The sequence below is a fragment of the Bradyrhizobium sp. Kon58 genome, assembly GCF_055807455.1.
Map to the genome: position 1 here is coordinate 253,869 of NZ_JBVVOT010000001.1, position 25,310 is coordinate 279,178.

A 25,310-nucleotide genomic window follows, 5' to 3' on the forward strand; every position below is an offset into this window, starting at 1 on the left:
CTCTCCGGAAAACCGCTTCGCGGTTTTCCAGATCCCGCTCTGGGCGGACGTGGGCAGGCTTCGCCTCACCACCGATATTCGAAGCCGACCGTGCCCTGGTGCGACGTCAGCTCGCTGCGGAACTTGCCGTCATAGTTGACGTAGAGCCGCGCCGTGTTGGTCAGGCTGAGCGAGGCCGAGGCGCCGGCATCCATGCCGTAGCGGCTCTCGCCGATGCCGGGAACGACGATACTCTGGGTCCCGAGGCTGACCTGCACCGATCCCAGGTTCTGATGGAAATTGTCGACGAACTTGCCGTAGGCGGACAGGTCCAGGATCTTCTGGTCGAAGATGAAGTAGCGTCCGATCTCGGCTCCGATCATGACGCGCGCGCGCGAGAGCGCCGTCGAGCCGACATTGAGTGGATCGAGGCCGCCAACCTCCTGGAACGCGACGCTGGTGGCGCGGACATATTCCAGTGCGCCCTTGGGCACGATGCGCATCTGGTCCTTGGTCCAGTAATAGCTGATCTCGCTCAGCGCGCCGTCGACTGCGGCGCGATAACCCGCGGTCGCAAGGCCCAGGCCGGTATCCCGGCTGGAGCGGACCTTGCCGAAACCGTGCACCAGCGCGAAAGCCCAGGTCCACGGGCCCTTGTCGACGGAGCCGCTGAAGCCGAGTTGCGTCAGGTCCAGCGTCGCGGACTGGAGCGCGAGCGGCACGTCGATGTCGGTGTGGCTCTGGTCGACTGAGAAGCCGAGATTGACGCCCGGTGCGAGCCGCGCGCCAAAGCCCGCGACACCGCCAAAGGTCTTCCGCTTGTCGCCGACAAAGTCTCCTTGCGCATCGGTCCGGACCGAGATGCCGTAGCCCTCGAACCAGGTGCGGTAGCGCGGATCTTCCGCGCCCGCCGATGCGCCGCCGCCGCCGGGATTGGTCCGGAACGCCCGGTTGACGCCGCCAGATGCCTGGTTTCCGAGCCGCTCCAGGAAATTCGACCCGAGATTGAGCGCGCTGTTGCCGGCCGATTGGTCGTAATTGGTGGAGGTGGCCGACGGCGTGGGAGGCGGTGGCGGTGGCGGTGGCAGCGGCGGGGCGACCTGAGCGAGAACGGGAGCAGCCGTCGTCACCAAGCCAAGCACGATGGCACTCGCGACCTTGGCCGCCGTCCGACGAACCCGGTCTCCGCCAATCACCCGCCGCGTCCTGGAAAGCTGCAATGTGCAGCGCATGACGATGAATCCCAAAGCAAAATGGCGGCGCGCAAAAATGCAACACGCGCCACACTGCATGCGACGATTTGTGCTGAACTGCCCCCGAGGGTCAATCGGTCCAGACCTCATCGCCGAGGCGATTGCCCTCGATTGTGGTTCCCCGGCCACAGGTCGTAAATTGCAGATGACGACCCCGGGCCCGGACTTGAAATTCGCGCGCGGCTTGCTAACGGGCGATTTTCATGTTGCAATATCGGACACAATCGGAATTGGCCGCTCGACTGTGCGTTTCGCGACATTGAGACTCAAGACTCGAACAGACTACCGGAAGCCCGTTTGTGGCGTGGCACGCGAAAAGCGGCCGCGTCGTTTTTGTATCTAGCGGAGGAGACTGAGGATGCCGCAAAAGGGCACCGTCAAATGGTTCAACCCGACCAAGGGATATGGGTTCATCAAGCCGAACGGCAGTGACAAGGACGTCTTCGTCCACATCTCCGCCGTCGAGCGCGCCGGACTCTCCACCCTCAATGAAAACCAGGTGGTTGAATACGACCTCGTGGAGAACCGCGGCAAAGCATCCGCGGAGAACCTCAAGGTCTCCTGATTTCTCTCGCGGTCTGCGCGAGGGATCATGACGTTGCCCCCGGCTCTGCCGGGGGTTTTTGTTTGGGATGAAAGTATTCCGAGTGCGACGGCGCTTCACCGCACCAACGGCGCAACCAGAAAATTCTCCGACGGCCCGCTGCCCGCGGTCTTGCACACATCGCCTTCGATCCGGACCTTGCCGGTCGCGAGCAGGCTCAGCGCTGCGGGATAGATGCGGTGCTCGACTTCGAGGATACGCTCCGACAGTGTGTCCGCCGTGTCGTGGTCGCTGACCGGAACCGCGCCCTGCATCACGATTGGGCCGGCGTCGGTCTCGGGGATCACGAAGTGCACCGTTGCGCCGGACAGCTTGACGCCGGCGCGCAAGGCCTGGCCGTGCGGGTCGAGACCGGGGAACGACGGCAGCAGCGAGGGATGGATGTTGAGCATCCGCCCGTACCAGGCTTTTGTGAATTCGGCTGTGAACAGCCGCATGAAGCCGCCGAGGCAAATCAGCTCGATGCCGTGCTGATCGAGCGCTGCTTGCAGCACCTTCTCGAAGCCGGCGCGGTCCTTGCCGAACGGCTTGCTTTCGATCACCAGCGTCTTCACGCCGCTCGCTTTGGCCCTTTCCAGCCCCTGCGCATCGGCCTTGTTCGAGATGACGAGCGAAATCTCCGCCGGAAAATCCGGCGCGGCCGCACCCTTGATCAGCGCGGCCATGTTGGAGCCGCGGCCGGAAATCAGGATGGCGACGCGGCGTTTCATCACAGCGCCAGATCGAGGTGGCCGTTATAGATAACGCGGTGCTCGCCCTCAGCCGGGATCACGGTACCGAGCTGTGCGACGGTCTCACCGGCGTCAGTGAAGACCTCCACGACCTCGTCGACCTTGTCCGGCTCGACGATCGCGATCATGCCGATCCCGCAATTGAAGGTCCGCAGCATTTCGAGTTCGGCGATGCCGGCTTGGGCTGCCAGCCATTTGAATACCGGCAGCACTGGCAGGCGCGCCAGATCGATACCGACGCCGAGATGGTTCGGCAGCACGCGCGGAATGTTGTCGGTGAAGCCGCCTCCGGTGATGTGGGCAAGCCCCTTCACCGCGCCGGTCTCGCGGATCGCGCGCAGGCAGGATTTGACGTAGAGCCGCGTCGGCGTCAGCAGCGCGCCGCCGAGCGTCATGACGGGCGCAAACGGCGCCTGCGCCCCGAAACCGAGGCCGGATTGTTCGACGATCTTGCGCACCAGCGAGAAACCGTTGGAGTGCACACCCGACGAGGCGAGCCCGATCACGGCATCGCCGGCGGCGATGTCCTTGCGCGGCAACAGCGTGCCCCGCTCCGCGGCGCCGACGGCAAAGCCGCCGAGGTCGTAGTCGCCGTCCTTGTAGAGGCCGGGCATCTCGGCCGTCTCGCCGCCGATCAGGGCGCAGCCGGATTCGCGGCAGCCTTCGGCGACACCGGCGACGATCGATGCGGTCGCCTCCGGATCGAGCTTGCCGCAGGCAAAATAGTCCAGGAAGAACAGCGGCTCGGCGCCCTGCACCACGAGATCGTTGACACTCATGGCGACGAGATCGATGCCGATCCCGCCATGCAGGCCGGTCTCGATCGCGATCTTGACCTTGGTGCCGACGCCATCGGTCGCGGCCACCAGGATGGGATCCTTGAAACCGGCCGCCTTGAGGTCGAACAGGCCGCCGAATCCGCCGATTTCGGCGTCGGCGCCGGCCCGCGCGGTTGCGCGCACCATTGGCTTGATCAGGTCGACCAGGCGGTTGCCCGCGTCGATATCGACGCCTGAATCGGCGTAAGTGAGGCCGTTTTTGCGGTCGGTCATGCCCGATTTCCAGTGGGTTTGCGGCTGGTTACGTCGAATTCCGGGGACGCGCAATGGCTCGCATGGCGCGCCTCCGTATACTATGTAGAGATATCAACCGGTTCAGCCTCCAAAGGGCCGAATTCGAGGTCAGGCCGGGTGCCGGGAAGCGCCGTGTGAGTATACCGAACATCATTACTTTGGGCCGCATCATGCTGGTCCCGATCATCGTCTGGGCCATCGTGTCGAGCCAAATGGAGGTGGCGTTCGCCGTCTTCCTGATCGCCGGGATCAGCGACGCGGTCGACGGCTTCCTTGCCAAGCGCTTCAACATGACGAGCGAGCTCGGCGCCTTGCTCGATCCGCTCGCCGACAAGGCGCTGCTGGTCTCGATCTACATGGCCTTGGGCATCTGGGGCGCGATTCCGCGCTGGATCGTCATCCTGGTGGTCTCGCGCGACATCATGATCGTCGCCGCCGTGATCATATCGTGGCTGTTCGACCGCCCTGTGGAGATGAAGCCCTCGAAGGTATCCAAGCTCAACACTGTGGCCCAGGTGGCGTTCGCAGCGCTGGTGCTGGCCGCCCTCGCCTTCGGCTTCAAAGCCGGTCCTTATGATATCATCCTGATGGGCCTCGTTACGGTCTTCACGCTCTCCTCCGTGTCGCTCTATCTCGTTGAGTGGTTGCGGCACATGAGCACGATCGAGGCCAAGTGAGTTGGGAAGCGGCCCCGTAAAAGGCCAACTCCCGCTCGATGAAGTCGCATCTCGTCAAACGAAGCCGGCACGCCGGCACGGAGCAAAGCAAGCGTGCCAGGCCGCGTCCATCCCCGACAATTGGCGTTTTCGCTTCCGCATGCGGAGAGCCTGAGCCGGGACAATTTCCTCGAAGGCCCCGTCAATGCCGCCGGTCTTGCGCTGGTCGACGCCTGGCCGGAATGGCCGAACCGGATCATGTGGCTGGCCGGCCCGGAAGGAAGCGGCAAGAGCCATCTCGCCGCGATCTGGGCCGAGGCTTCGGGCGCCCGCTCGACCACGGCCAATGGGCTGACCGCCGAAGCCGTCCCGGCTGCGCTCGCCACCGGCGCGCTGGTGGTCGAGGACCCCAAGGCCAGGGAATTCGACGAGCGCGCCCTGTTCCATCTGATGAATCTGGCCCGTGAGGACGGCGCCTTCGTCCTCTTCACCGGACGCGAGGCGCCCGCTTCTCTCGAGATCGAGCTTGCCGACCTGCGCTCGCGGCTCCGCGCCGTCCCCGTTATCTCGCTGCTGCCGCCTGACGACCAGCTCTTCCGCGGCCTGATCGTCAAATTCTGCGCCGACCGCCAGCTCGCGGTGGACGAGAGCGTGGTCAGCTACCTCGCCACTCGCCTGGAGCGGTCCTCGGCCGCCGCCCGACGGGCAGTCGACCTGCTGGACAGCGAGGCCCTGCGCCTCGGCCGTCCCGTCACAAGGGCCCTGGCGGCCGAGCTGCTCCGGGATGTCTGACCAAGGCGGCTTGACGCGGCCGGGCGGCGGAACATCAATGTCATCGAAACGTCATCGCTCTAACACATGCTCCCGCGGGTTTTGCGGCTAAGTCGCAAATTGGGGCGAACTGGATGGATCGACTTCTGATGGACTCTGCGCAAGCTGTTGAAATTAAAGAAAAAGCCCCGGAGGCCGAAGGCCCGCCGGCGATCGCATCGAGCCCCGAGCGGTTCATCAATCGCGAGCTCTCCTGGCTGCACTTCAACCGCCGCGTCCTGGAGGAATCGGTCAATCCCAGCCACCCCATGCTGGAGCGGGTACGATTCCTGTCGATTTCAGCGAATAACCTCGACGAGTTCTTCATGGTCCGCGTCGCCGGCATCAAGGCCCAGGTGCGCGAGGGCATTGCCGAGCGCAGCCCCGACGGTCTGACCCCGTCCGAGCAGCTCGCGCTCATCAACCGGACCGTCTCGCAGCTTGCCTCCGACCAGCAGGCAATCTGGCGCGACCTGCGCGGGACACTCGCCGACGAGGGCATCGTGCTGGTCGAGGGCAAGGAAGTCACCAAGGCGGAACGAACCTGGGTCGAGGACTACTTCCTCAGCAACGTGTTCCCGCTGCTGACTCCGCTCGCGATCGACCCGGCCCACCCCTTCCCGTTCATTCCGAGCCTCGGCTTCACCATCGCGCTCCAGCTCACGCGCGCCGCCGACGGCAAGCAGATGAACGCGCTGATCCGCATGCCCGGCAAGATCGACCGCTTCATTCGCCTGCCGGCCGAGGGCAAGGTCGTCCGGCTGATCTCGCTGGAGCAGGCCACCGCGCTGTTCATCAACCGCCTGTTCCCCGGCTACAATCTGCACGGCCAGGGCGCCTTCCGTGTCATCCGCGACTCCGAACTCGAAATCGAGGAAGAGGCCGAGGATCTCGTGCGCCTGTTCGAGACGGCGCTGAAGCGCCGCCGCCGCGGCTCGGTGATCCGGCTCGAGATCGACGCCAAGATGCCGGAACAGCTGCGCAGCTTCGTGCAGCATGCCCTGTCGACCGCGGACGACGAGGTGTTCCTGGTCGATGGCGTGCTCGCCATGAACGAGCTCTCGCAGCTCACCCGCCTCGACCGGCCCGACCTGGAATTCACCCCTTACGTGCCCCGCCATCCCGAGCGCGTCCGCGAGCAAGGCGGCGACATCTTCGCTGCGATCCGGCAGAAGGACCTCGTCGTCCATCACCCCTACGAATCCTTCGACGTCGTGGTGCAGTTTCTCCAGCAGGCGACGCGCGACCCCGACGTCGTCGCCATCAAGCAGACGCTCTACCGCACCTCCAGCAACTCACCGATCGTGCGCGCGCTCGTGGAAGCTGCCGAAGCCGGCAAATCCGTCACCGCGCTGATCGAGCTGAAGGCGCGCTTCGACGAGGAGGCCAACATCCGCTGGGCGCGCGACCTCGAGCGCGCCGGCGTGCAGGTCGTCTACGGCTTCCTCGAACTGAAGACGCACGCAAAACTCTCGATGGTGGTGCGCCGCGAGGGCGGCAGCCTCACAACTTACGTCCACACCGGCACCGGCAACTACCACCCGGTAACCGCGCGCATCTACACCGACCTCTCCTATTTCACCTCGGATCCGACCATCGGCCGCGACGCTGCCCGCGTGTTCAACTTCATTACCGGCTATGCCGCGCCGAGCGATCTGGAAAAGATGGCGGTGTCGCCGCTGACCCTGCGCAAGCGCATCATCGAGCACATCCAGGGCGAGACCGCGCATGCGCGGCACGGCCGGCCCGGTGCGGTCTGGATGAAGATGAACGCGCTGGTCGATCCCGACATCATCGACGCGCTCTACGAGGCCTCACAGGCCGGCGTGCAGGTCGAGCTCGTGGTGCGCGGTATCTGCTGCCTGCGGCCCGGTATTCCCGGACTGTCGGAGAACATCCGCGTCAAGTCGATCATCGGACGATTCCTCGAACACGGCCGAATTTACTGCTTCGGCATGGGCCAGGGCCTGCCGAGCGCGAAAGCGGCTGTGTATATCTCCTCGGCCGACATGATGCCGCGCAATCTCGACCGCCGCGTCGAGGTGCTGTGTCCGCTGCAAAATCCCACGGTGCATCAGCAGGTTCTCGAACAGATCATGGTCGCGAATCTCAAGGACAATGAACAGAGCTGGCAATTGTTGCCGGACGGGTCCTCAACGCGTATGAAGACCGCGAAGGGCGAGGAGCCTTTCAACGTCCACAACTACTTCATGACAAATCCGAGTCTGTCTGGCCGTGGTAAGTCGCTCAAGGAATCCTCGCCGCGCCGCCTCACGCGCCGTAATGAACGTCATCAATCCTGATCCGGGATCGTCGACGTGAAGCGGCCGCGCAAGCGCGGCTCGAGCGTCGCGGTCATCGACATCGGCTCCAACTCGGTCCGTCTCGTCGTCTACGAGGGACTGACGCGGAGCCTGATTCCGATCTTCAACGAGAAGACGCTGTGCGGGCTCGGCCGCGAGGTGCAGAGCACGGGACTGCTTGCCCCCGACGCCGTCGACAAGGCGCTGACCTCGCTCAAGCGCTTCCGTGCGCTGTGCCGGGTGATGCAGGTCGGACGGGTGTTTGCGATTGCGACCGCCGCCTGCCGCGACGCCTCCAACGGCGCCGACTTCATCGCGAAGGCCGAGCGCATCTGCGCGGTGAAGATCGAGATCCTGTCGGGCCCGCGCGAGGCGCGGCTGTCGGCGCTCGGCGTGATCTCCGGCATCCATCATCCCGACGGCATCGTCGGCGATCTCGGCGGCGGCTCGCTCGAACTGATCGACGTGCGCAAAAACACCGTGCGCAGCGGCGTGACGCTGCCGCTCGGCGGGCTCGCGCTGCAGGACCTCGCGCATAAATCCCTGAAACGCGCCGACCGCATCGTGCGCGAAGCGCTCGACGGGGTGCCGCAGCTCAAGGCAGGGAGCGGCCGCAGCTTCTACGCTGTCGGCGGCACTTGGCGCGCGCTTGCGCGCATCCACATCATCCAGAGCGGCTATCCGCTCCAGGTGATGCACGGCTATTCGATTTCAGCGGCCGAGGCGCTCGATTTTTCCCGCCGTCTCCGCCGGCTTGCGGCCGCCGGCATGCTCGCCGACATCGAGATCGTCGCCGACGCCCGGCGCCCGCTCCTCACCTATGCGGCACTGGTGCTCGAGCACATCATCCGGGTGGCGAAGCCGAAGACCATCGTGTTCTCGACCTTCGGCGTGCGCGAGGGCCTGCTCCACGAGAAGCTGCCGGAGTCCGAACGCAACAAGGACGGACTGATCTGCGCGGCCGAGGAGCTGAACCAGCTGCTGTCGCGTTCGGCAAAGCACGCGCGCGAGCTGATCGCCTGGACCGACCGCCTCGCGCGTGTGGTGAAGCTGCGCGAGACCGAGGAGGACCGCCGGCTGCGCCACGCCGCGTGCCTGCTGTCCGACATCGGCTGGCGGGTGCATCCCGACCATCGCGGCGAGCAGACGCTGAGCCTCGTCGTCAACGGCAATTTCGGCGCGATCACCCACACCGAGCGCGCCTTCGTCGGCCTGTCCGTGTTCTATCGCTATGCGGGGCTCAGCGAGGAGAACCAGCCGCCGGTCGCCATGCAGGAGTTGCTGACGCCGGCGCAACTCGAACGCGCCCGCCTGCTGGGCGCGGCCTTCCGCGTCGCGCATCTGATCTCGGCGGCGCGTCCGGGCGTCTTGCCCGCGACGCATTTCCGCAGCGTGGGCCGTAAGCTCTTGCTGGTGTTCGAGCACCGCCTCGGCGATCTCGTCGCGGACCGCGTCGGTAGCCGCTTCCGCGCGCTCGCCCGTCTGATCAACCGCGCCGGCTCGATCGTGCGGCGCTAGCGCATGATCCGGAAAAGCCTGAAGCGCTTTTCCGAAAAGATCATGCTCAAAAGATAGATCTACTCCGCCGAGGCCTTGGCGTGGCGCTCGGATGATTCCAGCGCGGCTGCGCTCATGCTGCGTCGGCGCCAGATGGAGCCGACGACCAGCACGACGACGACGCCGAGAGCTGCGCAGAGATATTCGCCGCCTCCGCCGCCATGGGCGAATTGCGGCGGGATGCGCAAGGCGCCGAGCATGTTGTCCAGCGAGGCGCCGAACGGACCGTCGAACAGCGTGTGCAGCCTCGGCGCGATGCCGGGATCGGTCGCGATCACCTCGCCCGCGATCCAGCCGAGCAGCGCCGCGCCGGCCCACACCAGAACCGGGAGCTTTGCGAGCAGCGCCATGATCAGCGCCGCACCGGCGACGATCAAGGGCACGCTGATGGCAAGTCCGAGCACCAGCAGGGGCGCGCTGCCATTGGCGGCCGCGGCCACCGCAATGACGTTGTCCAGGCTCATGACGATGTCGGCGACGACGACGATCTGCACGGCCTGCCACAGATGCGAAGCCGACTCGACGCCGTCCTCGTCCTCCTGTTCCGGCACCAGCAGCTTTGCCGCAATCACGATCAACGCAAGACCGCCGACCAGCTTGAGGTACGGCAGCTCCATCAGGCTCGCGACGATGCCCGTGAAGATGATCCGCAGCAGCACCGCCGCGCCGGCACCGAGGATCATGCCCCACAGCCGATGCCGCGGCTTGAGGCCGCGGCAGGCGAGCGCGATCACCAGCGCATTGTCGCCGGACAAGAGGATGTTGATCCAGATGATCTTGCCGACCGCGACCCAGAAGGTCGGTTCGGCCATCTCAACGCGGAACTGGGTGAAGAATGCCCCGATCGTAGCGGGATCGAAGATCTGCCAGAGCCAGTTCACACTACGTCCTTTCGCCGCGTCTCGTTACCTTATCGGCTGACGGATCAGCCGACGATCTCGTTGCCCGAGAAGAACTGCGCGATCTCGATGGCGGCGGTTTCCGGCGCATCCGAACCGTGCGCGGAGTTCTCGCCGATCGACTTTGCGTAGAGCTTGCGGATGGTGCCGTCAGCCGCCTTGGACGGATCGGTCGCCCCCATCACGTCGCGATACTTGGAGACGGCACCCTCGCCTTCCAGCACCTGGACCACCACCGGGCCCGAGGTCATGAAGTCCACGAGCTCACCGAAGAAGGGGCGCGCCTTGTGGACCGCATAGAAGGTCTCGGCCTGTTCCTTGCTCATGCGGATGCGCTTCTGCGCGACGATGCGCAGGCCCGCCTTCTCGATCACGGCGTTAACCGCCCCGGTGAGGTTACGCGCGGTGGCGTCGGGCTTGATGATCGAGAAGGTGCGTTCGATGGCCATGATCTTGTCCTTGAAGAGAAAACGGTGGTTCGGAGTTGCCGGGCTTATATCGGCGCCTTCGCCATACGGCAAGCGACCGCCAAAACCGACTCGCGGGCGCTTCGCCGCAGGCCAGCGGCCCGAATGCCAACCTGGATTACGACGATTTCACCCAAATGAACCCAATCTGAAGGCCTCGTCAGGGTTTGGTTCAGCCTCGCTCGGATAACCTCAGGTCCATCGAAACCAAAGCCTCTGCCCGAGGCGGACCGTTTCGGCGGCCTTTCCATCGACGCGATAGCCCCGCGCCGGCAGTTTTGAGGAGATCACCATGTTGAGGAAACTTTCGCTCGCCGCAGTTGCCGCGGTCGCGCTTGGTGCCGCGCTGGCGCCGACCTCCGCGTCCGCTCATTGGCATGGCGGCGGCGGCGGCTGGCACGGCGGCGGTGGCTGGCACCACGGCCACGGCTGGGGTGGACCGCGCTTTTATGCCCGCGGCCCCGTCGTCTCCTACGGCTATGGCGGCTGCTATGTGCGCCGGCTGGTCCCGACCCCCTGGGGACCCCGCTGGCGGATGATCAACCGCTGCTACTGAGCCCGACAGCACCTTTCCAAGAATACCTGAACCAAAGAATACCTGAACCAAAAGGGTACCTGAGCCCCCCAAGGTACCTTCCAAGCGAAGCCCCGGCGTCCCCCAGCGCCGGGGCTTTGTGTTCAGAGGGGCGTGTTGCGTGGCTTCACACAATTTTTGCTAGAATGCCGCGCAATCGCCGCGAGTGGCGAAACCATTTGGGGGCCAAGGACTTGGTACCGTGTCGCTTCTTTGAGAACACGGAACCCTGCGATGGTTAGCCTTTTCGCCGATGACAGCGAGCAAATCGACCGGCGCACCAGCCGCTCGATCCGCGATGCGGTGGGCGAACGGCTCCAGCAGAGCCTGCGGCCCGAAGCCAGGCTGCCGACGCACCTCGAGCAACTCCTCAATGAGCTGAAGCAGCGCGAGCGCGATTCGCACTGAGTTGACACGCACCGGCTTGCAGACACGGAAAAACGGGTTGCGTTTGATCGCGGGTGCGGTGACAAGGCCGCATGCTTGCCATCACCGACCTCTCCATCCGCCTCGCCGGACGCCTTCTGATTGACCAGAGTTCCGTGCAGATCACGCCCGGATCCCGCGTTGGCATGGTCGGTCGCAACGGCACCGGCAAATCGACCCTGTTCAAGGTGATCCGCGGCGAGCTCGCGGCCGAGCACGGCACGGTGACCCTGCCGCCCCGCTGGCGCGTCGGCAGCCTCGCGCAGGAAGCGCCGAACGGCCCCGAGAGCCTGATCTCGGTCGTGCTCAAGGCCGACCTCGAACGCGACGCGCTGCTCACCGAGGCCGAGAGCGCGACCGACCCGCACCGGATCGCCGAGATCCAGACCCGGCTGGTCGACATCGATGCACATTCGGCGCCGAGCCGCGCCGCCGCCATCCTTTCCGGCCTCGGCTTCTCCGCCACCGACCAGCTCCGCCCCTGCGCCGAATTCTCCGGCGGCTGGCGCATGCGCGTTGCGCTCGCCGCAACGCTGTTTGCGGCGCCCGACCTGTTGCTGCTCGACGAGCCTACCAACTATCTCGACCTCGAAGGCACGCTGTGGCTGGAGGATCACCTCGCGCATTATCCGCGCACCGTGATCGTGATCAGCCATGACCGCGACCTTCTTGAAAGCTCGGTCGACCAGATCCTGCATCTGGATCGCAGCAAGCTCACACTTTACAAGGGCACCTACTCCTCCTTCGAAGAGCAACGCGCCATGCGCGAGATGCTCGACGCCAAAGCGGTCAAGCGCCAGGAAGCCGAACGCGCGCGCCTGCAGGCCTTCGTCGACCGCTTCAAGGCCAAAGCCTCGAAAGCCCGCCAGGCGCAGTCCCGTGTGAAAATGCTGGAGCGGCTGAAGCCGATCACGGCGCTTGTCACCCAGGATGTGCGCGAGATCAGCTTTCCCGCGCCGGAGAAAATCCTGTCGCCGCCGATCATCGCCGCCGACAACGTCGTGGTCGGCTACGATCCGAACGCGCCCGTGCTGAACCGCGTCACCTTGCGCGTCGACAATGACGACCGCATTGCGCTGCTCGGCTCCAATGGCAACGGCAAGTCGACCCTTGTGAAACTGCTCGCCGGCCGCCTCGCGCCGTTCTCGGGCAAAGTGACCCGCGCCGACAAGCTGTCGATCGCCTATTTCGCGCAGCACCAGCTCGACGAATTGAATGAGGATGCCTCGACCTACGACCACGTCCGCAAGCTGATGGGCGAGGCGCCCGAAGCCAAAGTACGCGCCCGCGCCGGCGCGATCGGCTTTTCCGGCAAAGCGGCCGACACCAAGGTTGGAAAATTGTCGGGCGGCGAGAAGGCGCGGCTCCTGCTGGGACTTGCGACCTTCTTCGGCCCCAACATGATCATCCTGGACGAGCCGACCAACCATCTCGACATCGACAGCCGCGCCGCGCTCGCGGAAGCCATCAACGAATTCCCCGGCGCTGTCATCATGGTCTCGCACGACCGCTATCTGATCGAGTCCTGCGCCGATCAACTCTGGATCGTCGCCGATCGCACCGTGACCAATTACGACGGCAACCTCGACGAATATCGCCGTCTGGTGCTGTCCGCGCGCAATGGCGAGCCCGCCCCGCGCGAGCGAAGCGCCGCGAGCGAGAAGCCGCAGCGTCCGAGATCGGACAATCGCGGCTCGCTGAAGAAGCGTATCGCGGAAGCCGAAACCGAGATCGCCCGCGTCAGCGCGATCATCAGCAAGATCGACACTGCGCTGGCCCTGCCCGACATCTTCACCCGCGACCCCAAGCAGGCCGCGCAATTGTCGAAAGCACGCGCCAATGCGGCCGATGCGCTGGCGCGCGCCGAGGAGCAGTGGCTCGAGGCGAGCACGCAGTTCGACGCGGCGGCGGGTTGACGCCTCCACGACCGGGCCGACCTCAAAATCGCAAAAACAACCCCATGCACAGTACCGGTATTTTGCTACCCGGTGATTAGCTGTTGAATGGACTGTTCTTTACCCTGCTGACTTAGCCCGCTCACGCAGCGATGTCGGCACGAATTGGGCAGAAATGGCTCAGTCCGCGAATTGGCCGGCTGCCTTGATCATCGGAGCCCAGCGGTCGACTTCGCTCGCGAGCATCGCGGCCAGCGCCTCCGGCGTCGCCTTCTCCTGCGGGACCGGCTCCGTGTTGATGTCGTTGAACCGGGCGATCAGCGTGGAGTCCCTAAGGGCGGACTGGAGCGCCGCGGTCAGCTTCTGAACGACCGCCGGCGGTGTGCCCTTGGGGGCATAGATGCCGTGCCAGACACCAAGCTCGAACCCTTTGAGGCCGGCCTCGTCGGCCGTCGGCAGATCGGGCAGGCTCTTCAGCCGCTCCCTGGTGGTGATCGCATAGGCCTTGACCTGCTTCGACATGATCGGGCCGGTGGTATTCGTCGCCTGGTCGCAGGTGAGATCGATCTGCCTGCCGAGAAGATCGTTCATGATGGGGCCGTTGCCCTTGTAGGGCACTGCGGTGAGCTGCTTCTGGATCGCCGTCATGAACAGCATGCCGCAGAGGTGCGACGCCGCTCCGAGTCCGGCATTGGCATAGGTCAATTTGTCGCCCTGCTGTTGGGCGTAGGCGACCAATTCCTTCAGCGTGTCGGCCGGAAAATCCGGACGCGCGATGATGGTCATCGGCGCATTGGTCACAAGCCCGATCGGCGCAAAGGCCGTCTTCGTGTCATAGCTGAGGTTGCGGTACAGTGTGGCGGCGGTCGAGAGGCCGACATGATGGATCAGCAGCGTGTATCCGTCGGGCTGGGCTCGCGAGGCGCGGGTCGTGGCGATGGTACCACCGGCGCCGGGCGCGTTCTCCACGATGACCTGTTGGCCAAGCGATTTCGCCATGCCTGCCGCCGTCAGGCGCGCAATGGTGTCCGTAGGTCCGCCGGCGGCGAACGGCACCAAGATGGTGACGGGCCTGACCGGATAGTCCTGGGCGAGCGCCGCACCAAACGGCAGGGCCAGAGCCGATACGAGGGCAATGAGCCGCATGCTTTCCTCCAAATTTTTTGCTTGCTCCTATGTACGCATTCCGGGCCGCGCGGCCACACGAAAACGACTTCATCAGGGGTGGAGCGTCCGCGGCATGGTGTAGCTGCCGAAAAGCCTGATCGGTCCTCAGCGCGCCTCGCGAAGCGTCGTCGGCAGCATGCGGGAACTAACGCTCCCGCATGATCTCGTGCCGGTAACGCTGCAGGGGCGACAGGAGATAGCTCAGGATGCTGCGCGAGCCGGTCCTGATCTCGACGGTCACCGCCATCCCCGGGGACAGATTGACGAGGCGGTCGTCCACCTGCATCTGGCTGCGATCGAGCGAGATACGGGCGCTGTAACTCAACTCCTGCCCGCTGGGCTCGCTGCTGTCCCGTTGCGTCCCAAGCGCACGGTCGCTCCCGCGCTCCTGCGGCCGGTCGCGAATGATGGCGTCCTGCGAGACGCTCACGACCCGGCCTGCGAGAAGCCCGTAGCGGGTAAAATTGAAAGTGTCGATCTTGATGGCGGCGCCCTGTCCGGCCTCGACAAATCCGATATCGCGGTTGGAGATCATCGCCTCGATCTCGAGCCGCGTATCGGTCGGCACGATCACCAGCAGCGACTGTGCGGGCGTGACCACGCCGCCCACAGTGTGGACCGCGAGCTGCTGCACGACGCCGTCGACCGGCGACGTCAGTTGCTGAAGCCTCGTCCTCTGCTGCGCCTTGATGAGATCGCGCGCGACGCCATTGGCTTTCTGTTCGCTCTTGGCAAGCTCGTCGGAGAGACTTTTCCTGTACTCGGCCAAGGCCTGGATGCGGGTCTCCCGGATCGCGGCGACGGCCGCCTCGGCCTCCTTCAAGCGACTGCTCTGGACGCGCAGCTCCTCCTGCTGCTCGATCTGGAGCTGGAGGGTCTCATAGTAGGTCAGCTTCGAGCCGATCTCCTTCTCCATCAGCGTCTTGCGAATCTCGACACGCTGCTGGGTGACCGGCAGCAACGCATCAAGCTTGTGAATCGTCGCCGCAATCGTCTGATGTTCGGCCTCCTTCTGCGCTTCCTGACGCGCCAGTGCCGCGAGCTTGGCCCTGTTCTCGCTGACCTGATTGGCGAGGAGCTGCCGTTGCGTCGCGACCAGCATGGGATCGGCGTCCTCTGGTACGACGAGATCGGCGGACACCTCTTCGCCGCCCGCCAATGCGGCGCGGAGGCGCGCGACGTTGAGCCGCTCGGCCATGAGATCGTCGTGCAGACGATCGCGCTCTGCGGCGTTCACGGTCGGATCAAGCTCGATCAGCAGGTCGCCTGATTTGACCGATTGCCCGTCCTGCACGTGAATGGCACGCACAACGCCGGTCTCGAACGGCTGGACCACCTTGCTTCGCCCGCTCGACACGACCTTGCCGGTTGCGGACGCCACGATGTCGATCGTGCCCCAGGCCGACCAGGCCAGCGCCGCGCAGACAAGCAGCATCAGGGCCATTGCGATGGCGCGGCCGATCGGCGACGGCGGTGTTTCCGTGATTTCCAGCGCCGCCGGCAGGAACGCGACTTCCTCGGCGCGTCGGTCCTTTCCATTCCGGAACGGGATCACGGTCTGCTCCGGACGAGCGGCCGGCACAGTGCTAGCCGACCTCATAAATGCCTCCCTGGAGACGATGCAGGGCGGCGTAGCGGCCGCCGGTCTTGATCAGCGCATCATGCGTGCCGTCCTCGACCAGACGGCCGCGTTCCAGGGTGAAGATGCGATCGGCGCCGCGGACGGTGGACAGACGGTGCGCGATGATCAGGACGGTGCGGCCTTTCGCGATCTCCTTCATGTTGTCATGGATGATCCGCTCGCTTTCATAGTCGAGCGCGCTGGTGGCTTCGTCGAAGATCAGGATCCGGGGATTGCCCACCAGCGCGCGGGCGATCGCAATGCGCTGGCGCTGCCCGCCCGAGAGCGTCGAGCCGCGCTCGCCGACTACCGTATCGTAGCCCTCGGGGAGCTCCAGAATGAAATCATGCGCGCCCGCCAGCTTCGCCGCGTCGATAATGCGGTCCATCGGCAGGCTTGGATCGGCCAGCGCGATGTTGTCGCGCACCGACCGGTTGAACAGCATGTTGTCCTGGAGCACGATTCCGATCTGCCGACGGAGCCCTGCCGGATCCGTCGTCATCAGATCCATTCCGTCGACCAGCACGCGGCCGCCTTGCGGAACGTAGAGCCGCTGCACCAGCTTGGCGAAGGTGCTTTTGCCCGAACCGGACGATCCGACGATGCCGACGGTTTGTCCGGCTGGAATATCGAATGAGACATCGTGCAGGATCTCCGGCCCATCGGGCCGGTAGCGGAAAGACACGTGCTCGAAGCGGATGTTGCCCCGGATCGGCGGCAGCCCCGCGCGGGCGGCGGAGTAAGCAGGCTCCGCCGCGCTGTTGAGGATGTCGCCGAGCCGGGCGATCGACAGTCGCGCCTGATGAAAATCCTGCCAGACCTGCGCGAGCCGCAGTACCGGGGCCGACACCCGCCCTGCGAAGATGTTGAAGGCCACGAGCTCGCCGACGGTCAGTGCGTCACCGATCACCAGCCTGGCTCCGACATAGAGAATGGCGGCCGTGACGACCTTGCTGACGAGCTGCACCAGCTGGCTTGCCGTGTTGCCGAGGCTGGTGACACCGAAGCTCGCGGAGACATAGCCGGCGAGCTGCTCTTCCCAGCGGCGCTGCATCTGCGGCTCGACCGCCATCGCCTTCAACGTTTCGATGCCGCTGACGCTCTCGACCAGGAAGGCCTGGTTCTCGGCGCCACGGCGGAATTTCTCGTCCAGCCTGCGGCGAAACAGCGGCGTCGCCACGGCCGAGATCGCGATGTAGAACGGGAACGATGCGAGCACGATGAAGCTCATCTGCGCCGAATAGGCGAACATCACCGCGAGGAACACCGAGGTGAAGACCAGGTCGATGAGAAGCGTCAGCGACGAGCTGGTGATGAAATTGCGGATGTTCTCGAGCTCACGGACCCGCGCCACGGAATCGCCGACGCGCCTGGCCTGAAACCACGCCATCGGCAGCGCCAGCAGATGGTGGAACAGGCGGGCCCCGAGCTCGACGTCGATACGGTTGGTCGTGTGCGCAAACAGGTAATTGCGCAGGATCCCGAGCACGGTGTCGAACAGGGAGACGACGACGAGGCCGATGACGAGGACGTCGAGCGTGGACAGCGAGCGGTGCACCAGAACCTTGTCGATCACGACCTGGAAGAACAGCGGCGAGACCAGCGCAAAAAGCTGGAGGAAGAACGAAGCCGCCAGCACCTCGCCCAGCAGCCGCCGGTATTTGCCGATCGCGCCGATGAACCAGGTGATATCGAAGTGCCGGCCGAGGTCGGACAGGCCGGCGCGCCGGACCATCAGGATCAAGCCGCCGTCCCAGATCGCGCACAGCTCGTCGCGATCCATCAGCACCGGGCGCTGCGCCTCCGGGGACTGTACCAGCACCTTGTCGGCGGAGGCCTTTGCGATGACCATGAAGCCGCCGTCCCGCAGCATCGCGATCGCAGGCAGCGGGGTGTCCGACAGACGGCTCCACTGCGTTCGGTAGGTTCGCGCTTTAAGTCCGAGAGACCTGGCGCAGCGGACGATATCCGCTGCGCCGAAGCTTGCCGCGCCGAGCCGGTGCCTGAGCTGCTCGCGATCGGCCGCAACACCTTGCAGATGCAGCAGCGTCAGCAACGCATCGAGCCCCGTATCGGCCGAGACCGCGTTGGTGGTCATGAGCGTTCTCCGGGCCGCAGCCGCCAGCTTCAGGCGTGCTGGGGCGGTGCGAGCACCTGGCTCTGCGCCGCGTGCGGATCGGGCAGCGGCATCTCGCCGTTGCCCTCACCTGCCGGGACGAAGCTCGCGGCCATGGCCTGGTTGAGCAGCATCGCGGCCGCGAACGCTCCGCCCTGGATAACAACGTTGTTGCCGGTGCCGCCGTCCAGGATGTCGAGGCCGCCGCCGCCGATCAGCACGTCATCGCCGGCACCACCTGCCAGCGTGTCGTTGCCGGGGCTGCCGATCAGCACGTCGTCGCCGTTGCCGCCATTGGCAACGAGCTGGATGCCGCCGTGCAAGCCGGAAGCCGTGATGACGTCATCGCCATCGAGACCGTTGATGACGATCCTGTCGCCCGCGCCGGCATCGGTGATGTTGATGTCCTGGCCAAGCCCCGACACCGTGATGATGCCGTCGTGCTCGGTCACCGTGATGACGTCGTTGCCGCCGGTTGCGTTGATGGTCACGGTATCCGCGGCGCCGTCATTGGCGCCGAGATCGAGGTCGACCTGGCTCACGCCGGTGCCGGAGAGGTCACCGACCGTAATGTTGTCGGCACCGCCGAGAGCATTGAAGTCGACATGTTCGACCCCGTTCAGGTCCATCGCAATGGCGGCGACATCTCGCGTGAACAGCACCCGGCCGCCATTGGCCGAGATGTTGATGGTCTCGCTGATATTGGCGCCGTTGAATGCCAGCGTGTCGGTGCCCTTCCAGCCTTCGACGGTGTCGCTGCCGTCGCCGGGGTTCCAGACGAAAGTGTCGTCGCCCGCGCCGAGATTGGCGAAATCGTTGCCGCGTCCGCCGTTCACAATGTCATTGCCGGCACTGCCGGTGATGGTGTCGTTGCCGTCGCCGCCATTGATGTTGAGGCTGAACGACTGTCCCGCCTTGATGGAAGACGCATTGATGACGTCATTGCCTTGTCCGCCGTTGATGCCGAGCACATCACCGGCGTCCGCGTGTGCAAGGGTCACCTGCGCAGCGAGGCCGTTGACCACGATCGATCCGCCGGCGGTCACGACGGATATGTTGTCGTCACCATTCGTGCCGTTCACGGTTACGCGGTCCGCCGCGCCGTCGCCGCTCTGGCTGCCGGGGCCGGCACTGAGGTCGATGGCAACCTGCGTGATTCCTGTCCCGGTCAGATCGTTGACGGTGATGTTGTCGGCGCCGCCTGCTGCCGCGATCTGCACGTGCTCGACGGCAGCGAGGTCCATGACGATAGCACCGACGTCACGGGTGAGTAGCGCACGGCTTCCGTTCGCCGAGATCGACATGGTCTCGGCCACATTGGCGCCGTTGAACACCAACGTATCGGCTCCCGTGCCGCCTTCGACAGTGTCGCTGCCGTCACCGGGATTCCACGTGAAGATGTCGTCGCCTGCGCCAAGAAGCGCGACGTCATTGCCGCGGCCGCCGATGACCTTGTCGTTGCCGTCGCCGCCGATCAGGGTGTCGGCTCCCTGGCTGCCGGTGATGGTGTCGTTGCCCGCCCCACCGTCGATGGTCAGCCCGATTGCCGCGCCGAGCGTGGATGCATCGATCACGTCATTGCCGCCGAGCGCCCGCACGACCAGCCGGTCGTTGCCGGCCTCTGCATTTGCGATCGTCACGACCTCTGGCAGCCCCGTGACCGTTACCGTTGTGCCCGTGGCTGTGAGCTCGATGTGCTGATTGCCGTTGCTGCCGTTGACGGTCACCGTATCAGCTGCGCCGTCGCCTTGCGTCCCTCCCGGAACGGCTCCGAGATCAACCAGCACCTGCTTGACGCCGGTCCCGGTGAGGTCGCCGACGGTGATGTTGTCGGCGCCCCCGCGCGCATCGAATTCGATCTGCTCGACGCTGTTGAGATCCATCGTGATGTTGGCGACGTCGCGGGTGAAGCGCACCCGGCCGCCATTGGCCGAGATGTCGATGGTCTCGTTGATGTTGGCCCCATTGAAAAGCAGCTTGTCGCTGCCCGATCCGCCTTCGACCGTGTCGCTGCCGTCACCGGGATTCCAGATGAAAGTGTCGTCGCCACTCCCGAGCTGGGCGACGTCATTGCCGCGTCCGCCATTGACGATATCGTCGCCGCTGCCGCCGATGATGAGGTCGTTGCCGTCGCCGCCGATGATCCTGTCGTTGCCGGCGCCGCCATCGAGCGTCAGCGAGATCAGGCTGCCGAGTCCGTTGCCCGCGGTGATGACATCGTCGCCGCCGCCACCGTGCAGGACGAGATTTTCCGTTGTGCCGATGTCGAGCGAGAACGGCGCCGCGCCCGTCCCGTCGAGCCGCACGCGGGTGCCGTTCGCCGTGATCGTGAACGTCTCGGCGCCGTTGTTTCCGTTGACCTGAGCCGTATCGTTGCCCTCACCACCCTCGAACAGATTGGTGCCACCGCCGGGATTCCAGATCATGACGTCGTCGCCGGCCTCGCCGAACAGCTGGTTGTCGCCGCTGCCGCCGTCCAGCACGTCGTTACCCGCTCCGCCGAAGAGCAGATCGTTGCCGCCGCCCCCTTTGATCAAATCGTTGCCAGCCTGACCGAACAGAAGATCGGCTCCCGAGCCGCCGGTGATCCTGTCATTGCCGTCGCCGCCGAAGATGTGCACCGCCGGCATCGGTCCGTGGCATTCGTCGACGGTGATCGTGTCGTCACCGCCTTGACCGAAGATGTCGATCGCGGTGGTGTTGCCGACCGTGGGTTCGCCACCAACCGTTTTCACGTGCCCGTTATTGACCAGGATGCGGCCGGACTTGTCGCGACTTATCACGAGGCCGTTATTCGCGCTGTCGCCGAAAATGGTGAGTTGCCCCGTAACCGGGGAAAACACAGAGTTAATGGACATCCAAATATCCTTCGATCGATCTAGCCCCTCCTTTCGAGGCGTAGCAGCCGCCAACATGAGTTTCTTGAAGAGTTCCTTGAGACGCGCGTGATTATTCTGGAGATTCCCTCCAGATTTGCCGCGAGCCGATGTCGGGCCGGCCGCGGATGTGAAGACTGTCACATTCGGGCTGCCTGTTCGCGTGTAGCGTCTTCTTGAAACAGGCGCCGGTCGTTGAACGCGCACTGATGCAACCGAACTGCCGGGCAAAACGACTTGCGGATCGCCTCGGATACGAACTCTCCGGAAACCGCTTCGCAATTTTCCGCATCATGCTTTAGGTTGATCAGTTGTGGGATCCACCACGACAACCTGTGGGCAACCGCTGGACATGCGACTTCAGCAGTATTTGCAGCTGTTGGCAGCAACCCTGCTTGCGGCGTTTGGGGCGACCGTTGCGTTCGTCGTCCCATTTTGCGTGCAGATCGAAGAGCCGATCAACATCCTTGTCGTCACGCAAGTCCTGAACTTGATGATGACGACGTTCATGGTCGCAATGGCCCACGCCGTGCTGCTTGGTCTTCCACTCTTTCTTCTCGTCCGCCGTGTGCGATCCGACGTCGGGATTGCAGCCTGCGCTCTCGGAGGCTTCGTCGTCGCAGCACTACCATTCGGTCTCCTGGCATTGATGTCCGTGCTCAGTACCCAGAATGCTTCGACTGACGGGAAGCCAACGATCGTCAATGGCGTGCCAACCCTGTTCTTCTGGATCGACTACATTCGCGCGGTAGGACTGGCCGGTTTTCCGGGCCTTGTTGGCGGCGTCGCTTTTTGGGCGGCCATGCGGTACGGGGCCGCCCGGCGATCGTGTGGTGTCGTTTCTGCGGCCGCGCTTCTGACGTGTGGCGTCTTCATCTTGCCGGTCGTCGTAAGGGACAGAAGCTGCCACAACCTGTTCAGAGACGGACGCACATCCGTCGGACCGCAGGTTTATGCAAATTTGAAGGTGCCTGCCGAAGACTGGAGAACACTCGAGCAAACATTCGCTGATTTCGGTCACGCACATGCGCTGTCAATTCGCGGCGACGAACAGGTTCAAACGGGCGCAGCACATGGCGCACAGTGGACCTGTGCAACGAGACCGGTATCAGCATCAACGTGTACGATGAGCCTTGGCTGGCAAGCGTGCATTCGCCTCGTGCCGATAACGGCATGACGCTCAGCATCTACTCGCTGAAGCCAGACGTGGACTGGAAACCGCTCGCTCGTGATGTCCTCAGTGAGATCGAGACAATTTGGCCCCGGAGAACGACGTTCCGGGGACCCAGTGGTCAGATGCTGTCGTTCGAAGATGCAATGAAGGGACGGCCGTAGCCGCCCCGCACGCTCGCCTTACGCCGACTTCTTCTTCGGCTTCGGCTTGCTCGCCTTCGGCATGACCGGCGCTTCCGGCGTGCCCTCGATCGAGGACAGGCGGCCGGCCGTGAAGGTGTAGATGCCGGCGCGCGGACCGGTCGTCCAGGTCACGACAGCGACGCGCCTACCGGCGGCATCACCGGAGAGGTTGACGCTCGAGGGCGCGCCGATGCCGCGCACCACATCGCATTCGGTGTGGCCGAGCGCCACGGTGCCGCCCATGGGAGCCGGCGCGGTCGTCGACGCATTCGCATCAGCCGGCCCGGGCGGCGGCGCCATGCCGGCACAAGCACCGTCGGCGCTGACCAGATCCTCGGCCCCAACCGGCTTGTCGGGGGTCAGCGGCGGCGACTCAATCGAGATGCTTTTGATGAACAGGCGGCTGGGCGTGTTGAACCACTGGGCATCCCTGGACAACAGATCGGTCCCGCCCGAACAGCCCGCGACCAGCGGGGCTACGGCCGCCAACGCAATTATGAGCGAGCTGGGAAGCTTTTGATGTCGCACGATAAACTAATTCCCCGAGTGAAGGATCGGCCCTAAGCAATTGTACCAACATCACTTTGCGGCACGAAGGTGACAAAAGCCATCATCACCCGAAAAGTGCAAATTATCATTAATTGCGAGCGACCGCTAATTCCGCTTCTGCCACCGGCCCCGTTCGTCGGCCTGCCAATAGGTGACATCAAATCCCCGCGCCTTGCAATCCGTCCAGGCGCTGCGGGCGAACGCAAGCGCGTCCGGATCGTCGCCATCGAACAGCAGCACCATGCGCTCATAGCCCTGGGCGTCCTGCGGCAGCGCGGCGTTGTCGACGAGGAAGCGAACATTGGCACCGTTCGGATTGTCCTCCTCGACCGCCAGCACGATCGGCTGCTCGGCTGCGTCGCTGACCCGCCATGTCGCGTGCGGCAGGAAGGAATCGTCGCGATAGGTCCACAAATGGGCGTCGAGCGTATCGGCGCGCTCCGGCGAAGTCGATTGCACCACGACGCGCCAGCCGCGCTCGAGCGATTTCTCGAGAAGCGGCGGCAACACGTTCTCCACCGTCATGTTTTGCAGATGGTAGAAAAGGACTTCAGTCATCTCGGGTCATTTGCGCTCGTAATGGTCGGCGACCAGACGGTCGAGCAAGCGAACGCCATAGCCGCTTCCCCAGCTGTGGTTGATGTCGGTCTTCGGCGCGCCCATGGCGGTCCCGGCGATGTCGAGATGCGCCCAGGGCGTGCCGTCCACGAATCGCTGGAGGAACTGCGCCGCGGTGATCGAGCCGCCATGGCGGCCGCCGGTGTTCTTCATGTCGGCGAACTGGGAATCGATCAGCTTGTCGTATTCGGGGCCAAGCGGCAGGCGCCAGACCTTCTCGCCGCTCTCGATGCCGGCCGCCAGCAGCCGCTCGGCAAGCTCGTCATTGTTGGAGAACATGCCGGCATGCTCGGTGCCGAGCGCGACCACGATGGCGCCGGTCAACGTCGCCAGATCCACCATGAATTTCGGCTTGGTTTTCTTGGCGACGTACCAGAGCACGTCGGCGAGCACCAGGCGGCCTTCCGCGTCGGTGTTGATGATCTCGATGGTCTGGCCCGACATCGAGGTGACGATGTCGCCCGGGCGCTGCGCGTTGCCGTCCGGCATGTTCTCGACGAGGCCGATGGCACCGACGACGTTGACCTTGGCCTTGCGTGCCGCGAGCGCATGCATCAGGCCGACGACGCAGGCAGCGCCGCCCATGTCGCCCTTCATGTCCTCCATGCTGCCGGCCGGCTTGATCGAAATGCCGCCGGTGTCGAAGCAGACGCCCTTGCCGACGAAGGCAACCGGCGCCTCGCCCTTCTTGCCGCCGTCCCAACGCATGATCACGGTGCGGCTCGGCCGCGCCGAGCCCTGGCCGACGCCGAGCAGCGCGCCCATGCCGAGCTTGTCCATCGCCTTGACGTCGAGCACCTCGATCTTGACGCCGAGCTTGCGGAGCAGGCCCGCGCGGCGCGCGAACTCCTCGGGAAAAAGTACGTTCGGCGGCTCGTTGACGAGGTCGCGCGCAATGACCACGCCGTCCACGATTGCAGCAGCCGATGCAAACGCCTTCTTCGCGGCGACGACATCGCCGACCGCAAACGAGACGTCGGCGCGCGTGCCACCCTCCTCCCCGTCCTTCTTCTTGGTCTTGTAGCGGTCGAACTTGTAGGTGCGCAGCCGCAGCCCCGAGGCGATCGCGACCGCCTGCTCGCTCGTCATGGCGCCATTGGGCAGTTCCGCCATGATGGTCATGGCCGCCGCCCCGGCCGGAAGCTTGCTCGCCGCCACGCCGCCGAATTTGAGGAAGTCGTTGGCCTTCAGGCCGGCCCCCTTGCCGGCGCCGATCACGATCAGGCGGGTGGCCTTCACGCCCTCGGGTGCAAGGATGTCGAGCGCAGCACCGCTTTTGCCCTTGAAGGCGGCGGCGATGGCCGCCCGCTTCACGAGTTCGGTGGCGCCGCCGAGCGCCTTGGCGGTCGCCGGGCCGAGCTTCAGAGCGTCGTCGCAGAACACGACCATGATGCCACGGACGGCGGCAGACAATGGAACGAAGCCGACCTTGATGGCATCGGACATGAGTAACTCCTCAAAAACATTGCGCTTTTTACCGATCGGCGGTCCCGGCCACGGGCCGGAGCTGAACGGCGATTCACTGAGCGTGCCGCACTATGGGCCACCGGCCCGGCAGATGCCAAGCACCCCCCGTGGCCGAGGGGCCACAACGAGGGAAATATTAACCATATATTGAGGGTGCCACGGGGCAGCCATTTTGTTGACGGATCAAAGGGATGGTACTGAGAGAGTAAGCCGGCGGATGAGATGGTTGGCCGACCTTGGGGATCCCTTTGCGGGGATTGGTTGGACAGCCGGAATTCCGGCCGGCATTGGGGACTTGGTGGGATTCGTGCGG

At 64.7% G+C, this 25,310-nt stretch carries 21 protein-coding genes; 9 read left to right on the plus strand and 12 right to left on the minus strand.

Annotation, left to right across the window (positions count from 1 at the left end):
* Positions 1–65 precede the first annotated feature (65 nt).
* Complete coding sequence (locus tag AC0L20_RS01290) at positions 66–1,211, minus strand: autotransporter outer membrane beta-barrel domain-containing protein (RefSeq protein ID WP_473287120.1); 1,146 nt, start codon at positions 1,209–1,211, stop codon at positions 66–68.
* Positions 1,212–1,590: 379 nt separating this feature from the next.
* Between AC0L20_RS01290 and AC0L20_RS01295 the strand changes: the two genes are divergently transcribed.
* Positions 1,591–1,797 (plus strand): cold-shock protein, encoded by a 207-nt coding sequence (locus AC0L20_RS01295; protein WP_007591938.1) that lies wholly within the window; start codon positions 1,591–1,593, stop codon positions 1,795–1,797.
* 95 nt (positions 1,798–1,892) lie between these two features.
* Here the strand turns inward: AC0L20_RS01295 and purN are convergent, their stop codons facing one another.
* Complete coding sequence (purN, locus tag AC0L20_RS01300; RefSeq protein ID WP_007591940.1) at positions 1,893–2,546, minus strand: phosphoribosylglycinamide formyltransferase; 654 nt, start codon at positions 2,544–2,546, stop codon at positions 1,893–1,895.
* Positions 2,546–3,619, minus strand: a complete 1,074-nt coding sequence (purM, locus tag AC0L20_RS01305; protein ID WP_027569697.1) for a phosphoribosylformylglycinamidine cyclo-ligase — start codon at positions 3,617–3,619, stop codon at positions 2,546–2,548. The genes purN and purM overlap by 1 nt, the downstream gene beginning before the upstream one ends.
* A 155-nt stretch (positions 3,620–3,774) precedes the next feature.
* On the opposite strand from purM, the gene AC0L20_RS01310 reads away from it, so the two are divergent.
* The 4 genes from AC0L20_RS01310 to ppx all read left to right on the plus strand — a co-directional run bounded on the left by AC0L20_RS01310 (position 3,775) and on the right by ppx (position 8,927).
* Positions 3,775–4,317 (plus strand): CDP-alcohol phosphatidyltransferase family protein, encoded by a 543-nt coding sequence (locus AC0L20_RS01310; RefSeq protein WP_027569696.1) that lies wholly within the window; start codon positions 3,775–3,777, stop codon positions 4,315–4,317.
* 93 nt (positions 4,318–4,410) lie between these two features.
* Positions 4,411–5,088, plus strand: a complete 678-nt coding sequence (locus AC0L20_RS01315) for a P-loop NTPase family protein (RefSeq protein WP_473287121.1) — start codon at positions 4,411–4,413, stop codon at positions 5,086–5,088.
* Positions 5,089–5,216: 128 nt separating this feature from the next.
* Positions 5,217–7,409, plus strand: a complete 2,193-nt coding sequence (locus tag AC0L20_RS01320; protein ID WP_473287457.1) for an RNA degradosome polyphosphate kinase — start codon at positions 5,217–5,219, stop codon at positions 7,407–7,409.
* Between the two features lie 15 nt (positions 7,410–7,424).
* Positions 7,425–8,927, plus strand: coding sequence for an exopolyphosphatase (gene ppx, locus AC0L20_RS01325; RefSeq protein ID WP_247816116.1), 1,503 nt, complete (start codon positions 7,425–7,427; stop codon positions 8,925–8,927).
* 59 nt (positions 8,928–8,986) lie between these two features.
* Here ppx and AC0L20_RS01330 read toward each other — a convergent pair whose 3' ends face one another.
* Positions 8,987–9,847: a TerC family protein gene (locus AC0L20_RS01330; protein WP_027569692.1), complete on the minus strand. Its 861-nt coding sequence runs from the start codon at positions 9,845–9,847 to the stop codon at positions 8,987–8,989.
* Positions 9,848–9,891: 44 nt separating this feature from the next.
* Positions 9,892–10,314, minus strand: a complete 423-nt coding sequence (gene ndk, locus AC0L20_RS01335) for a nucleoside-diphosphate kinase (protein ID WP_456764643.1) — start codon at positions 10,312–10,314, stop codon at positions 9,892–9,894.
* A gap of 310 nt (positions 10,315–10,624) precedes the next feature.
* On the opposite strand from ndk, the gene AC0L20_RS01340 reads away from it, so the two are divergent.
* The 3 genes from AC0L20_RS01340 (at position 10,625) to AC0L20_RS01350 (ending at position 13,248) form a co-directional block, all read left to right on the plus strand.
* Positions 10,625–10,888, plus strand: a complete 264-nt coding sequence (locus AC0L20_RS01340) for a sulfur globule protein precursor (protein ID WP_473257158.1) — start codon at positions 10,625–10,627, stop codon at positions 10,886–10,888.
* A 252-nt stretch (positions 10,889–11,140) separates the two neighbouring features.
* Positions 11,141–11,314, plus strand: coding sequence for a hypothetical protein (locus AC0L20_RS01345; protein WP_007609361.1), 174 nt, complete (start codon positions 11,141–11,143; stop codon positions 11,312–11,314).
* 71 nt (positions 11,315–11,385) lie between these two features.
* Entirely contained in the window at positions 11,386–13,248 is a 1,863-nt protein-coding gene (locus AC0L20_RS01350) for an ABC-F family ATP-binding cassette domain-containing protein (protein WP_473287122.1), read from the plus strand.
* A 159-nt stretch (positions 13,249–13,407) separates the two neighbouring features.
* Here AC0L20_RS01350 and AC0L20_RS01355 read toward each other — a convergent pair whose 3' ends face one another.
* From AC0L20_RS01355 to AC0L20_RS01370, 4 genes are all read right to left on the minus strand, one after another.
* On the minus strand, positions 13,408–14,373 hold the full coding sequence (locus tag AC0L20_RS01355) for a tripartite tricarboxylate transporter substrate-binding protein (RefSeq protein ID WP_473287123.1): 966 nt from the start codon (positions 14,371–14,373) through the stop codon (positions 13,408–13,410).
* Between the two features lie 166 nt (positions 14,374–14,539).
* Positions 14,540–15,994 (minus strand): HlyD family type I secretion periplasmic adaptor subunit, encoded by a 1,455-nt coding sequence (locus tag AC0L20_RS01360; protein WP_473287124.1) that lies wholly within the window; start codon positions 15,992–15,994, stop codon positions 14,540–14,542.
* Positions 15,981–18,113, minus strand: a complete 2,133-nt coding sequence (locus AC0L20_RS01365) for a type I secretion system permease/ATPase (RefSeq protein WP_473287125.1) — start codon at positions 18,111–18,113, stop codon at positions 15,981–15,983. The genes AC0L20_RS01360 and AC0L20_RS01365 overlap by 14 nt, the downstream gene beginning before the upstream one ends.
* A 29-nt stretch (positions 18,114–18,142) precedes the next feature.
* A complete protein-coding gene (locus AC0L20_RS01370) occupies positions 18,143–20,989 on the minus strand; it encodes a beta strand repeat-containing protein (protein WP_473287126.1) in 2,847 nt (948 codons plus the stop codon).
* 370 nt (positions 20,990–21,359) lie between these two features.
* Here AC0L20_RS01370 and AC0L20_RS01375 point away from each other — a divergent pair, with 370 nt between their 5' ends.
* The gene (locus AC0L20_RS01375; protein WP_473287127.1) at positions 21,360–22,184 is read left to right on the plus strand and encodes a hypothetical protein; all 825 of its coding nucleotides are present in this window, start codon (positions 21,360–21,362) and stop codon (positions 22,182–22,184) included.
* A gap of 176 nt (positions 22,185–22,360) precedes the next feature.
* On the opposite strand, the gene AC0L20_RS01380 is transcribed toward AC0L20_RS01375, so the two are convergent.
* The 3 genes from AC0L20_RS01380 to AC0L20_RS01390 all read right to left on the minus strand — a co-directional run bounded on the left by AC0L20_RS01380 (position 22,361) and on the right by AC0L20_RS01390 (position 24,976).
* Complete coding sequence (locus tag AC0L20_RS01380; protein ID WP_473287128.1) at positions 22,361–22,852, minus strand: hypothetical protein; 492 nt, start codon at positions 22,850–22,852, stop codon at positions 22,361–22,363.
* A gap of 165 nt (positions 22,853–23,017) precedes the next feature.
* On the minus strand, positions 23,018–23,470 hold the full coding sequence (locus AC0L20_RS01385; RefSeq protein ID WP_473287129.1) for a DNA polymerase III subunit chi: 453 nt from the start codon (positions 23,468–23,470) through the stop codon (positions 23,018–23,020).
* A gap of 6 nt (positions 23,471–23,476) precedes the next feature.
* Positions 23,477–24,976, minus strand: a complete 1,500-nt coding sequence (locus tag AC0L20_RS01390; RefSeq protein WP_473287130.1) for a leucyl aminopeptidase — start codon at positions 24,974–24,976, stop codon at positions 23,477–23,479.
* Positions 24,977–25,310 lie beyond the last annotated feature (334 nt).

Bases quoted from the DNA above. Each gene is read 5' to 3' on its own strand.
- AC0L20_RS01290 (WP_473287120.1), bottom strand. From the start codon at position 1,211: ATGCGCTGCACATTGCAGCTTTCCAGGACGCGGCGGGTGATTGGCGGA.
- AC0L20_RS01295 (WP_007591938.1), top strand. From the start codon at position 1,591: ATGCCGCAAAAGGGCACCGTCAAATGGTTCAACCCGACCAAGGGATAT.
- purN (WP_007591940.1), bottom strand. From the start codon at position 2,546: ATGAAACGCCGCGTCGCCATCCTGATTTCCGGCCGCGGCTCCAACATG.
- purM (WP_027569697.1), bottom strand. From the start codon at position 3,619: ATGACCGACCGCAAAAACGGCCTCACTTACGCCGATTCAGGCGTCGAT.
- AC0L20_RS01320 (WP_473287457.1), top strand. From the start codon at position 5,217: ATGGACTCTGCGCAAGCTGTTGAAATTAAAGAAAAAGCCCCGGAGGCC.
- ndk (WP_456764643.1), bottom strand. From the start codon at position 10,314: ATGGCCATCGAACGCACCTTCTCGATCATCAAGCCCGACGCCACCGCG.
- AC0L20_RS01340 (WP_473257158.1), top strand. From the start codon at position 10,625: ATGTTGAGGAAACTTTCGCTCGCCGCAGTTGCCGCGGTCGCGCTTGGT.
- AC0L20_RS01345 (WP_007609361.1), top strand. From the start codon at position 11,141: ATGGTTAGCCTTTTCGCCGATGACAGCGAGCAAATCGACCGGCGCACC.
- AC0L20_RS01350 (WP_473287122.1), top strand. From the start codon at position 11,386: ATGCTTGCCATCACCGACCTCTCCATCCGCCTCGCCGGACGCCTTCTG.
- AC0L20_RS01355 (WP_473287123.1), bottom strand. From the start codon at position 14,373: ATGCGGCTCATTGCCCTCGTATCGGCTCTGGCCCTGCCGTTTGGTGCG.
- AC0L20_RS01360 (WP_473287124.1), bottom strand. From the start codon at position 15,994: ATGAGGTCGGCTAGCACTGTGCCGGCCGCTCGTCCGGAGCAGACCGTG.
- AC0L20_RS01365 (WP_473287125.1), bottom strand. From the start codon at position 18,113: ATGACCACCAACGCGGTCTCGGCCGATACGGGGCTCGATGCGTTGCTG.
- AC0L20_RS01370 (WP_473287126.1), bottom strand. From the start codon at position 20,989: ATGTCCATTAACTCTGTGTTTTCCCCGGTTACGGGGCAACTCACCATT.
- AC0L20_RS01375 (WP_473287127.1), top strand. From the start codon at position 21,360: ATGCGACTTCAGCAGTATTTGCAGCTGTTGGCAGCAACCCTGCTTGCG.
- AC0L20_RS01385 (WP_473287129.1), bottom strand. From the start codon at position 23,470: ATGACTGAAGTCCTTTTCTACCATCTGCAAAACATGACGGTGGAGAAC.
- AC0L20_RS01390 (WP_473287130.1), bottom strand. From the start codon at position 24,976: ATGTCCGATGCCATCAAGGTCGGCTTCGTTCCATTGTCTGCCGCCGTC.